The sequence below is a fragment of the Aneurinibacillus sp. REN35 genome, from assembly GCF_041379945.2.
In the GTDB taxonomy this organism is placed as follows: Bacteria; Bacillota; Bacilli; order Aneurinibacillales; family Aneurinibacillaceae; genus Aneurinibacillus.
Window position 1 is genome coordinate 1 of sequence record NZ_JBFTXJ020000020.1, and the last position, 12345, is coordinate 12345.

General features: G+C 43.9%; 14 protein-coding genes and 1 other annotated feature. Of the genes, 12 read left to right on the top strand and 2 right to left on the bottom strand.

The features are described from left to right. Positions 1-65: 65 nt before the first annotated feature. A complete protein-coding gene (locus AB3351_RS22060) occupies positions 66-632 on the bottom strand; it encodes a hypothetical protein (RefSeq protein WP_371149278.1) in 567 nt (188 codons plus the stop codon). Positions 633-723: 91 nt separating this feature from the next. On the opposite strand from AB3351_RS22060, the gene AB3351_RS22065 reads away from it, so the two are divergent. From AB3351_RS22065 to rsmI, 10 genes are all read left to right on the top strand, one after another. After that, positions 724-1485: a hypothetical protein gene (locus tag AB3351_RS22065; RefSeq protein WP_371149279.1), complete on the top strand. Its 762-nt coding sequence runs from the start codon at positions 724-726 to the stop codon at positions 1483-1485. A gap of 74 nt (positions 1486-1559) precedes the next feature. Beyond that, complete coding sequence (locus AB3351_RS22070) at positions 1560-1745, top strand: sigma factor G inhibitor Gin (RefSeq protein WP_371149280.1); 186 nt, start codon at positions 1560-1562, stop codon at positions 1743-1745. 81 nt (positions 1746-1826) lie between these two features. Beyond that, positions 1827-3290, top strand: a complete 1464-nt coding sequence (locus AB3351_RS22075; protein ID WP_371149281.1) for an aminotransferase class I/II-fold pyridoxal phosphate-dependent enzyme — start codon at positions 1827-1829, stop codon at positions 3288-3290. 47 nt (positions 3291-3337) lie between these two features. Then, positions 3338-3979: a dTMP kinase gene (tmk, locus tag AB3351_RS22080; protein ID WP_371149282.1), complete on the top strand. Its 642-nt coding sequence runs from the start codon at positions 3338-3340 to the stop codon at positions 3977-3979. Between the two features lie 61 nt (positions 3980-4040). Continuing rightward, positions 4041-4484, top strand: a complete 444-nt coding sequence (locus AB3351_RS22085; RefSeq protein WP_371149283.1) for a YaaR family protein — start codon at positions 4041-4043, stop codon at positions 4482-4484. 30 nt (positions 4485-4514) lie between these two features. Next, a complete protein-coding gene (gene holB, locus AB3351_RS22090) occupies positions 4515-5492 on the top strand; it encodes a DNA polymerase III subunit delta' (protein WP_371149284.1) in 978 nt (325 codons plus the stop codon). Between the two features lie 4 nt (positions 5493-5496). Next, positions 5497-6309 carry a PSP1 domain-containing protein gene (locus AB3351_RS22095; protein WP_371149285.1) on the top strand — a complete coding sequence of 271 codons (813 nt, stop codon included), beginning with the start codon at positions 5497-5499 and terminating at the stop codon, positions 6307-6309. 21 nt (positions 6310-6330) lie between these two features. Continuing rightward, positions 6331-6705, top strand: coding sequence for a DNA replication initiation control protein YabA (gene yabA / locus AB3351_RS22100; protein ID WP_371149286.1), 375 nt, complete (start codon positions 6331-6333; stop codon positions 6703-6705). Positions 6706-6754: 49 nt separating this feature from the next. Beyond that, a complete protein-coding gene (locus AB3351_RS22105; RefSeq protein ID WP_371149329.1) occupies positions 6755-7519 on the top strand; it encodes a tRNA1(Val) (adenine(37)-N6)-methyltransferase in 765 nt (254 codons plus the stop codon). A 2-nt stretch (positions 7520-7521) separates the two neighbouring features. Continuing rightward, entirely contained in the window at positions 7522-8403 is an 882-nt protein-coding gene (gene rsmI, locus AB3351_RS22110; RefSeq protein WP_371149287.1) for a 16S rRNA (cytidine(1402)-2'-O)-methyltransferase, read from the top strand. A gap of 46 nt (positions 8404-8449) precedes the next feature. Here the strand turns inward: rsmI and AB3351_RS22115 are convergent, their stop codons facing one another. After that, entirely contained in the window at positions 8450-8701 is a 252-nt protein-coding gene (locus AB3351_RS22115; protein WP_371149288.1) for an AbrB/MazE/SpoVT family DNA-binding domain-containing protein, read from the bottom strand. 447 nt (positions 8702-9148) lie between these two features. Further along, positions 9149-9385, top strand: a binding site (T-box leader). A gap of 57 nt (positions 9386-9442) precedes the next feature. Between AB3351_RS22115 and metG the strand changes: the two genes are divergently transcribed. Both metG and AB3351_RS22125 read left to right on the top strand, forming a co-directional pair. Continuing rightward, the gene (metG, locus tag AB3351_RS22120; RefSeq protein WP_371149289.1) at positions 9443-11416 is read left to right on the top strand and encodes a methionine--tRNA ligase; all 1974 of its coding nucleotides are present in this window, start codon (positions 9443-9445) and stop codon (positions 11414-11416) included. Between the two features lie 33 nt (positions 11417-11449). Further along, positions 11450-12223 carry a TatD family hydrolase gene (locus AB3351_RS22125; RefSeq protein WP_371149290.1) on the top strand — a complete coding sequence of 258 codons (774 nt, stop codon included), beginning with the start codon at positions 11450-11452 and terminating at the stop codon, positions 12221-12223. The last annotated feature ends 122 nt before the right edge of the window (positions 12224-12345 follow it).

Consider the following 12345-nt stretch of genomic DNA (forward strand, 5'->3'; position numbering starts at 1 on the left):
TTCAGGGTATAAGATAAAACCCCGCGTCCAAATTTTTGGACGCGGGGTTTTTGTTATGTATGTCATTATCCATTTGTTGAATATAGACCAATTCCTTGACGTTCATGTTTTACTACATAGCTCTTTTTTTCTTTTTTCCATTTTTGTATGCGTAGGACTGTAAATAAACGCGGAATACTAAGGGTGATGTGAAAAGCGAGCAGTAAAAGTCCATGCAGCGGTTTTGACCAGGCTGCCAGTCCTATTCCTGAAGCAATGCCCAAAAAGAAGAACATCCATTCAATTTGCTGATAATCGGAAATCGACAAGGGGAGCTTTGTTTTCCATCCTCCCCATGGTGAGAAAAAGGCATCAATGTGCCAACTCATTGAAATAGAAGATACAAAGCAATACAAAAAAAGTGATATTCCTTGGAGAACCCATAAAATTGCGAGGTAACCAAATGATTGTAGAATATTTTGATCGGTAGCATGAAGATAATTTTGTGCAAAGTAGAAAAAACTAAGCATCATATTTAATTGAATAAAGATCGTAAGTAAATTCCAACGATAACGGTAGTGGAGAGTATGACTATAAATAGTTGTTGAGTTTTTATTTTCTATTTTCCCTTTATTAGTTTTTCCCAGCTTCATCTTTCATTCTCCTATTAAAATGTAAGTTATATTTGTTATTTGATCTACCTAATCTTTCATTATCCTCATTATCGGGTTTGGAGGGGGAAATTTGCATACTACAATAGAAGGAAAATCATTGATTTTTTTTGTAGGAGCCAACAAAATAGAAAGCGTTATTTTTGGCATTGAGAACCCTTATGAAAAAAAAGTGCAAAGTATGCGACGATTATTAGGCGGCATATATGGCGTACCTGTATTGACTCTTCCCCTGCGTGAAGCAGAAGTCGCGTATAATTTTTATAACGAGTATAAAGTAGGTACATATTTTCCTGAAAGGATATTACGTCAGTATTGTTTAAAGCGTAAAGCAAAGTATATCGTAGTACGGCGTGCGTTAGGCCTACATTCAGCTATCGGCCAAAATAAGCAGATGCCTTGTGAGCAAGAATGGATTGATTGGATGGAGGAGACTGTGTTCCCTACGCTGGCTTCCCGCTTCAATAATTGCAGGAATCAACCGTTTACTTTTGCCATCTGGAGCGATCCGCAATCCCGTGCAGCAGCATATGTGGTAGAAAAGCTGCGCTCGTTCCCACATCGTATTCACGCCTTTCCGCTATGCCCAGCTTCTCTATGTTCTTCTTCGGAGGGAACGATTCAATATCATGATAGATGGCAGGCACTAGAGAATGCATCTGTGCTGTTTATGCTTGAACAAGCATCTACCTTTCTAACGCTTCCGCTAAAAGATTGGAAGATGCGGCAGGCCACGATGAAACATCGGGTCATTGTTGACCCGTACGGCTTATATGAACCAGAAGAGATGGAAGCCATTGATTGTGATTATATGGGCTATGGATATTTTCCCTAACATTTTTCCTGTATTCTGTATAGAATAAGAAGAAATAGGGAACAATGGTGTAAAAAAGATGAAGGTGATATATAATGATGGAGCAGGAAAACCACGGCTGCATTGTATGCGGCAAGGAAGAGTCTCAGGGCATCTTCATTTTTGATTCATTCGTCTGTCAGCAATGTGAGCAGGAAATTGTCACAACGGACGCTTCAGAAGATAAATACCGATTTTTCATTCGGCAGATGCGAAGCATCTGGCTTAAGCAAAACGCCTGAACCCTTCTTAGAATTAAGAAGGGTTTTCTTTTTGAGAAAATATAGCACCATATCAATACATAATGACAAAGGAGAACAACAATGAATCATGAAAGCGCTCCGCTGTATGAAGCTCTCTGTGCATATGCTAAGAACAAGAACACGACTCTTCATGTGCCAGGGCATAAAGACGGTGAGACATTTGATGCGCAGGCAATGGCGCATTTTCAGTCCATTCTAGAATTGGATGCGACAGAAATTAGCGGACTTGATGATCTGCATCATCCGACAGAAGTGATTGCACAGGCCCAGCAGCTTGCTGCCAATGCATTTGGGGCCGAGCATACATTTTTTCTTATTGGCGGCACGACAGCAGGTAATCTAGCTGCGGCACTTACGCTGTGCTCGCCCGGTGACACCATTCTTGTGCAGCGTAATGCACATAAGTCAGTGTGTAACGGATTATTGCTTGCAGGCGCCCATCCAGTATATATGGTTCCGCAGATCGAACCTATGACTCAGGCTGCTGCAGGTATCCATGCGGAGCAACTACAAGAAGCGCTGTCTAAATACCCAGAGGCAAAAGCAGTTTGGATAACCAACCCCAACTATTATGGAATGACGCAGGACGTTAGGGCGCTTGCAGAGATATGCCATGAAGCAGACCTTCCCCTTATTGTAGATGAAGCGCATGGCGCCCATCTTGGACAGGTCGAGGCTTTGCCTCCTTCAGCTCTGCAAGCGGGGGCGGATCTGGTGGTCCAATCCACACATAAAATGCTTACAGCTATGACCATGGCTTCAATGCTGCATGTACAGGGAAGACGAATTCCTATACAAAGGCTTGCCAGTGTGCTGTCCATGATTCAATCAAGCAGCCCATCGTATCCATTGATGGCCTCTCTAGATGTTGCGCGTCGCTATTTAGTAGTGCAGGGGCGAAGGCAACTTCCTCGTACCATTGTAAAGCTAGAACAGCATCGCGCAACACTCAATAAGCAGCTTGAGCATTTATTATTATGGCATGCAGAAGAAAGCGACCCATTAAAGTGGGTGATCACCTCCTGTCATACGGCTCTGTCGGGATATCAATTGCTTGATGCATTGCAGAAGAGAGGATACGTAGCTGAAATGGCGGATATAAAAAATGTTGTCCTTGTTTTTTCCATTGCCGCATCTGATATGGATATACAGCGAATTGCAGATGCCATCCTAGAAATTGACCGGATGCTGTGCAACTTGCCTTCCAATAAAGACGAACCTGGGTTTCAAAACGATCAAAGTGAAAGGCTGTCAGCAGGTACGAAAGAAGTAATTAAGCCATCTATATCGCTTCAGGAGGCTTTTCATAGCGATAAGGAAAAGGTCCGTATAGAAGAGGCTGAAGGCAGAATCTGTGCAGAGATGGTGATTCCATATCCCCCAGGTATTCCCCTACTTACGCCAGGGGAGAGGATCACAGCTGCCCACATTGAAACAATACATCGTATTGAGCGTGCAGGTGGTTACTTTCAGGGTGCTTTGGACGAACAGATGAAGGCGATCTTCGTACTGGTCAACCGGTAGTTTTTCGATTATGATAACATCATACAAAACAAGGGAGGATTCAACTGTTGAAGGGTTGTTTTGTGACATTTGAAGGTACGGATGGGTCGGGTAAAACCACCCAGATTGCACTATTATATAAGTTTTTACAAGAGATGGGTCATGATGTCCTACTGACACGGGAGCCAGGCGGTACAAATATTAGCGATGCCATTCGCTCTCTCCTGTTAGACCCCAAGAATAGCGAAATGCAGCAGGAGACGGAAGTTCTGCTCTACGCTGCCTCACGTGCGCAGCATGTCCGAGAGAAGATCATTCCAGCACTTGCTAAAGGAACCATTGTTTTGTGTGATCGCTTTGTAGACGCAAGCATCGCGTATCAAGGCTATGGCCTTGAGCTTCCCCTTACTGAGGTAACGAATATAAACCGATTTGCTACCGGTGGATTGACGCCAGATGTAACATACTTTCTTGATTTGCCCCTTGAGGTAAGTCAGGAACGCCTGCAGCAGCGTTTCAGCTTACAGGAGGGACCTGATCGCATTGAGAGCAAGCCCGCTGCCTATCATCAGAAAGTACGACAGGGATTTGCTGCCATCTGCCTTGAGCATGCCGATCGGATCGTCAAAATTAATGCGGCGCGTGATATTGACTCCGTACAAAAAGAAGTACGCGAACATTTCCTCCACTATCTTGCTCATCGAGGGTAACGCATTTTTTTAAATGGGTGGATGCGTAAAGCCGTGCAATAAAGGGAAAAGGGTGATTTCCATGCGGATTGGAGAAAATATGCCGATCGACAAAACATTGGGTGTTGAGCCAAAGCAAAAGGTTATTCCTCAATATGATGTTGATTTTGATGAAGTGATGCAGAACCGCAGTCAGCAGCTTAATGTTGATAAGTTCAATAAGCTGATCGAACAAATTGACAGGCAGGGTGAGCGGCTTGCCAAGTTCCGTACCATTAAGGATCTAAAAGAATACAAATCGTTGGTTAAAAACTTCATGGAAGAAGCAGTAAAAAACGGGGTGGCCCTAGAAGAACGGCACGGTTTCAGCCGCCGCGGCCGAAGCAAAGTATATAAAATTATTACCGAAGTAGACAAGAAGCTAACAGAAGTAACGGATGCCGTATTAAAAAAGGAACAAAAGGGAATTAACATTCTTGATACGGTTGGTGAAATCCGAGGCTTGCTTATTAATATGTACATGTAGTAAATCAAGCGAAAGAAGTGTGGATCGATAATGTGGAGTGAATATACGACACAAAGACAGGTCGCCGAACTGCTGCATCGCAGCATGCAACATAACCGTCTTTCGCATGCGTATCTCTTTGTTGGCCCCAAAGGAGCCGGCAAGAAAAAAATGGCTCAGCATCTTGTTAAGGCGATTTTTTGTTTACAGCAAAATGGAGACAGTTGTGGAAAGTGTAAGAATTGCCGATTGATTGAAGAAGGCAATCACTTAGACGTGCATTGGGTGGAGCCGGATAAGAACATTATTCGCATGAAACAAATCGAAGACCTCCAGAAAAAATTTGCATATCGTGCAGCAGAGTCCAGTCATAAAGTATATATTATGGAAGAAGCCGATAAGATGAATCAAGAGGCGACGAACCGTCTGCTGAAATTCTTGGAGGAGCCCCCACAGGGTGTGGTGGCCATTCTTCTCACCAGTAATATTCATGATCTTTTACCTACCATTCTTTCCCGCTGCCAAATCCTTCACTTTAATGCACCTTCTCCAGAAGCAATTGCAAAGCTTCTTGAACAAGAAGGAGTAAGACCGGGCTTGGCCAGGGCTTCTGCTCATATTGCCAACGATATAGACGGTGCGCGCACATTATGTCAAACAGAATCGTTTGCGCAGGTAAGAAGCCTAGTGATACAATTAAGTGAGGACATTATGGAACGAGGCGCATATGCTCTCGTTACCCTTCATGATAAACTCCTTAAGCAGGAGAAGGACCCTGAAAGAATTGCCCTGTTTCTTGATTTATTGCTGCTCTGGTTTCGTGATTTATTACTTTTTTTGCTGGGACAGGAATCCCAGATTACGAATAATGATCAGATGGAGCCCATTCGGAAACAGGCATTGCGCATCAGTCAGCGCAGACTTGTGGATGGAATGGGGACAATCCTGGTAACGAAAAACAGGCTTACGCATTATGCGAACCTGCAGTTATCCTTGGAAGATATGGTGCTTCGTCTGCAGGAGGGATAACATTTTGTTTGATGTAGTAGGTGTTCGCTTTAAGAAAGCGGGCAAGATATATTATTTCGATCCGGGTGAATTTCCGGTTGAGAATCATGATGCTGTAATTGTAGAGACAGCACGGGGAGTAGAGTACGGACAGGTGGTTATCGGTCGTAAGCAAGTGAGCGAAGATGATGTTGTATTGCCGCTGAAGAAGGTGCTGCGTATTGCTGATGAACAGGATCGTCTTCAAGTGGAGGAGAACCGCAGGCTTGCTCAGGAAGCTTTCGGCACCTGTCAGGAAAAGATCGCTATCCATAAGCTGGAGATGAAGCTTGTGGATGTGGAATATACGTTTGATAAAAATAAAGTCATTTTTTACTTTACGGCAGATGGCCGGGTTGATTTCCGTGAATTGGTTAAAGATCTGGCTGCCATCTTCCGCACACGTATCGAACTGCGCCAGATTGGTGTGCGGGATGAGGCGAAGATGCTTGGCGGGATTGGACCGTGCGGCCGTATGCTCTGCTGTTCTACATTCCTTGGGGATTTTGAGCCGGTATCGATTAAGATGGCTAAAGACCAGAATCTTTCACTGAATCCGGCAAAAATATCTGGCTTATGCGGGCGTTTGATGTGCTGCTTGAAATATGAGAACGATAATTATGAGAACGCCAAGGATGAATTACCGGATATAGGGAAGGAAGTAGCGACGCCGATGGGATACGGTCGGGTCGTAGGCCTGAACATTCTAGAACGCAAAGTTCAGGTAGATGTATATGAGGTAGAACAAGTACTAGAACTGCCTCTCGAAGAAATTAGCGTGGTGGAGAAGGTGCAGTAGAGAATAACTGAGGTGGGGATTGTGAACAAACAAAGCATGTTTCACCAGCTTGCGTTAATTGAAGAGAAGGTAGGGGGGTTATATGAAGAGATCGGTCATCTAAAGAACGCGATGCTGGAGCTTATGGAAGAAAACAAAAATCTCTTAATTGAAAATCAACACCTTAGAGATCGGTTGCAGCAGCGTGAGATGGAGCTTGAGAAGAAGGAAAAGCGCCAGAGCAGTATGGCTAAAGCGAAAAAAGACAAGAAAACACGGGCGGTCGTCGGAGAAGGGTATGACAATTTGGCTCGCTTGTACCAAGAAGGCTTCCATATTTGTAATGTGCATTACGGAAGCTTGCGAACGGACGGAGATTGTCTATTTTGTCTTGCATTTTTAAATAAACAGGGATAACGATAAACGACCCGTACTTTATGCGGGTCGTTTTTTGCGAAAGGAACGAATGTACGGGATGGAGAATATGAAGCTGAATCCGGATGAGCGGCTGGATGATTTATTGACAAAGAATATGAAGATCATACAAAGCAACGAAGTATTCTGTTTCTCGCTTGATGCGGTGCTGCTTGCCCGCTTCATCTCCCTTCCAATGAAACGCGGACGAATCATTGACTTGTGTACCGGCAACGGGGTCATTCCATTATTGCTCAGCGCCCGGACGGAGTGTCCGATTGATGCGGTAGAAATTCAGGATCGATTGTACGATATGGCGAAGCGCAATGTTGCATTGAATGGGCTAGACGAACGCATTGTGATATATCATGGCGATGTAAAAGAGGCCCATACCTTTTTGCCGAACAGAGGATACGATGCCTTGACATGTAACCCGCCATATATGCCGGTTATCGGCGGTGACAAAAACAAACGCAGCCATGTTGCCATCGCCCGTCATGAAATTCTGCTGAATTTAGAAGAAATGATTCGGACAAGCAGCCGTTTGGTACGCAGTGGAGGGAAGGTAGCCTACGTTCATCGTGCAGGAAGGCTAGGTGACTTGATTACTCTAATGCGGCAGTACAGAATAGAACCAAAACGCATCCGTCTTGTTCATCCAAAGCCTGGTGCGGAAGCAAATATGGTGCTAATTGAAGGGATTCGCGATGGAAAGCCGGACGTGAAGATTTTGCCGCCTTTGATTGTATATAAGGAAGACGGCACATACTGTGATGAGATTTATTCAATCTACTATGGAGAGAGAAAGGAGGAGTAAGCATGCTGGTTCAGAAAAGCTTTGCACCCAAAGAGCATACAGGGAAGCTATATCTTGTAGCGACACCGATTGGCAATCTTGATGATATGACCGTACGTGCAGTTCGTACGCTTCAGGAAGTCGATATTATTGCTGCAGAGGATACTCGACAGACACGTAAGCTGCTGACGCATTTCCAAATTGAGACCCGGCTCATCAGCTATCATGAGCATAATAAAACGGCAAGCGGTCCTGAAATTATTCGCTTAATTAATGAAGGAGCGAGCATAGCTCTTGTCAGTGATGCAGGTCTGCCGGCTATTTCCGATCCTGGTCAAGAACTTGTACATGATGCGATAGCGGAAGGCATTGCGGTGATTCCGATTCCAGGTGCTAATGCCGGCTTATCAGCCCTTATCGTGTCTGGATTATCTACAGACGGATTTGTTTTTCGCGGATTTCTGCCGCGTGATAAAAAGGAACGTCGGGAAGAATTAGAGCGTCTGCGGCCTTATCCTGAGACATTGATCTTCTATGAGTCCCCGCACCGTATAGATAAAACTCTTCGTGAGATGCAGGAGATACTAGGAGACCGAGCCATAGCGCTAGGAAGAGAGTTAACCAAGCGCTATGAAGAATTCGTACGGGGGTGTATAGAAGATGTGCTTGTATTTCTTGAAGAGCAGGAAGAAATTCGTGGCGAATTCACTGTAATTGTGGAAGGAAACGCGGGAGAAGAGGACAGTGAGGCAGCAGAGTGGTGGCAGGGACTTGATATTGTTACGCATGTGAATGTTCATATTGAAAAAGGTTTGCTTAAAAAGGACGCATTAAAACAAGTCGCAATGGAACGCGGTTTGCCAAAACGGGACATCTACAATGAGTATCACCAAAACGAAAAATAAGCTTCTCCGCTAAGCGGAGAAGCTTTTCTTCTATTATATAAATATCTTACGCTTTTTGCATGGCAGGCATCTCAGATAGGCAACCACCGCAGATAATTTTTCCTTTGTAAGTGATTGTCTCATCCGTGCTACCGCAGAAAACGCAAGCAGGCTCATATTTTTTCAGCATAATACGTTCGCCATCTACATAAATTTCCAAGGCATCTTTTTCCCCGATACCTAGCGTGCGGCGAAGTTCAATTGGGATAACAACGCGACCCAGTTCGTCTACTTTTCTTACAATACCTGTTGATTTCATGTGTACTGTGTCTCCTCTCATATCATTAGATTTATCTATTTTATCGTCAAAATTCGACAAATCTTTCTTAAACACTATCCTAACAGGTTTTTACCTATAGGTCAACCAGTTACTGGGATTATAGCATAAAAAATTCTCATTATATGTAAAAAAAATGCTATAAAAGGTAAAAAAATGCTCTTAATGTAATATATATGCTAATTATACAACATCTTTCTGTTGTTAATCTATTAGTAAATTATACTTTTTTTATGATTAGGTCCAAAAAATAAACCTGATTTTTGTTGGTTTTATATAAATTCGACAAAATTTATCTTTTTCATGTTGTTTATTCGACAAATAAGTAAAATAAAGGCTTTTACGCTTACGTACAGTGTCGACTTGACGGAAGCAACCGTTTCATGTATAGATTAAAAAAGAAAAGGTAATCAATGTAGATAAATATGTAAAGAGACGATGAAGGGAAGAGTACTCACGTATACTTTTTGCAGAGAGCCGGGATTGGTGGGAGCCGGTAAAAGGAGCGGGATGAAGATGGCCCCTGAGTTCTGCCCTCGAACGCGTAAGCTGCGCGTAAGAGAGCAGCGTTCCCCTCGTTACGGGAATAGAGCCTGTCTGTGCATTTTTTCTACTGTACACTGACAGGGAAGTTGGGTGGTACCACGAGAGCTTCTCGTCCCATTTTGGGATGAGGGTTTTTTTTAGTTTTCTTACATTTTTTAGGTGAAAGGATGAGCGAGATTGAGTAAGCCTACTTATTACATTACGACACCGATTTATTATCCGAGCAACACCCTTCATATTGGCAATGCATACACGACCATTGCTTGTGATGCATTGGCCCGCTATAAACGTTTACGCGGCTATGACGTATATTATTTAACCGGTACAGATGAGCATGGTCAAAAATTGCAACAGCGTGCCGCAGAAGAGGGCAAGCAGCCATTGGAGTTTATTGATCCTGTCGTGGATTGGATCAAGGACCTGTGGGCTCGCCTCGATATTTCTTACGATGACTTCATTCGTACGACCCAGCAGCGTCATAAAGATGCAGTACAGAAAATCTTCCAGAAGCTTGTCGACAAAGGCGACATCTATCTTGGTGAATATGAAGGGTATTATTGTGTACCTTGCGAAGCGTTCTGGACTGAACATCAATCCAAAAAGGATGGGGAGCATATCTGTCCGGATTGCGGTCGCCCGGTAACGCTTGTAAAAGAGAAGAGTTACTTTTTCCGCATGTCGAAATATCAGGATCGTCTCCTAAAATACATTGAGGAGAATCCTGACTTCATTCAACCGGCGTCACGACGCAATGAAATGGTAAACAACTTCTTAAAGCCTGGTCTTGAAGATCTAAGTGTCTCTAGAACTTCATTCGATTGGGGTATCAAGCTACCGAACGATCCGGAACACGTCATCTATGTCTGGATTGACGCGCTTGCAAATTACATTACTGCACTAGGCTATATGGGTGATGACGAGTCTAAATTCAACCGTTATTGGCCGGCAGATGTTCATATGATTGGTAAAGACATTCTGCGTTTTCATACGATTTATTGGCCGATCATTCTCATGGCGCTTGATCTTCCGCTGCCGAAAAAAGTGTTCGGACATGGCTGGCTGTTGATGCCAGATGGAAAAATGTCAAAATCAAAAGGAAACGTAATTGATCCGAAGTTCTTAATCGAGCGTTACGGCTCTGACTCCATTCGCTACTTCCTGCTGCGTGAGATTGCTTTTGGACAAGATGGCGTATTTACGCCAGAAGCATTTATCCAGCGTTTGAATTTTGATTTGGCGAATGATCTGGGAAATCTGGTTAGCCGTACGGTTGCAATGATTGAGAAATATTTTGATGGTATCATTCCTGCACCGACCGCACCTGATTCATTAGATGAGACACTTCAGGCTACGGCACGTAAAGCGATGGCTGAGCTGGAAGAAAGTATGGAAGAAATGAAGTTCGGCGGAGCGCTTGGAAGCCTATGGGAGCTTGTCAGCCGTACAAATAAGTACATTGATGAAACAACGCCATGGACATTGGCTAAAGATGAAGCAAATAGGGAACGTCTTGGTACCGTAATGTACAATTTGGCTGAAAGTATTCGGATTATCTCAATTGGAATCCAGCCATTTATGACCCATACACCGCGCAAGATTTGGACACAGTTGGGTATTACAGAAAATGAGGCGTACACAAGCTGGGATACAGCCAAAGAATGGGGCAAGCTTCCATCCGGTAGTAAGACAAATCGCGGCGAGGCGTTATTTCCGCGTCTTGAGTTGGAAAAGGAAATCGCAGTGATCGATGAAACCACAGCGTCTGCCCGTAAGCAAGCAGAAGAAAACAAAAAGAAAAAAGAGTTGAAAGAAGAAAAGCAGGACATACCTGAGATTGCCATCGACGAATTTATGAAGGTCGAACTGCGTGTAGCCCAGGTAATCGAAGCGGAAAAAATTCCGAAAGCTGACAAGCTGCTAAAAATCCAGCTTGACTTAGGGTATGAAAAACGTCAGGTTGTATCTGGTATTGCCAAGTACTACAGCCCCGAAGAACTGGTAGGCAAGAAGGTCATCTGTGTAACCAATTTGAAGCCGGTTAAGCTGCGCGGTGAGCTATCGAATGGAATGATTCTTGCTGCGTCTAAAGGTGATACCCTTACGCTTGCGACCGTCCCCGACAATATGCCAAACGGTGCTATCGTTAAATAAGTACTGTAAATGAAAAGGGAAGGAGTGTAAGCCATGCTGTTTGATACGCATGCACATTTAAATGACGAGAAGTTTGATGAAGACCGAGCCGAGACGATTGCCCGTGCACGAGAGAACGGCATCTCCTATATCTGCAACATCGGGTATAATCGTGAGACGATTGAGACTTCTCTTGCGCTTGCTCATCAATACGATTTTATTTACACCGCGATTGGCTGGCATCCGCAAGATGCTAAGACATTGACAGAAGAAGATTTGAGTTGGATTGAACAGTTGGCGAAGGAAGAGAAAAAAGTGGTGGCCATCGGAGAGATCGGCCTGGATTATTACTGGGATACGTCTCCAAAGGATATACAGCAAGAGGTATTCCGCAAGCAAATCCGCCTGGCGAAAAAACTTTCGCTGCCAATCATAATCCACGACCGGGATGCGCATCAGGACATTCTAGATATTCTGCGTGAGGAAAAGGCGGAGGAGATCGGCGGCATTATGCACTGTTTCTCGGGCAGCCCCGAGATGGCGAAGCAATGCTTAGACTTGAACTTTTATATTTCGCTTGGCGGCCCGGTCACATTCAAAAATGCCAAAAAGCCAAAAGAAGTAGCCGAGATGGTACCTCTTGATCGCTTGTTGATCGAAACGGATTGCCCGTACCTGACTCCGGAGCCGTACCGTGGCAAGCGAAATGAAAGTGGATATGTTCGTTATGTGGCGGAAAAAATAGCCGAGTTGAAGAATATTTCGTTCGAAGAATTAGCCCAAATTACGACGAAAAATGCTAAAAATTTATTCCATATAAAGGAATAAATTGATTATTGGAAACTCTTTTTGCCTCAGATGTATCAACGGTTGAGTTGTTTTATTGAGACTATATTCCTATTGCAAAACCGCGAACTTTGTAAAGAGTCATGTAAAAAACTGGTTTGACA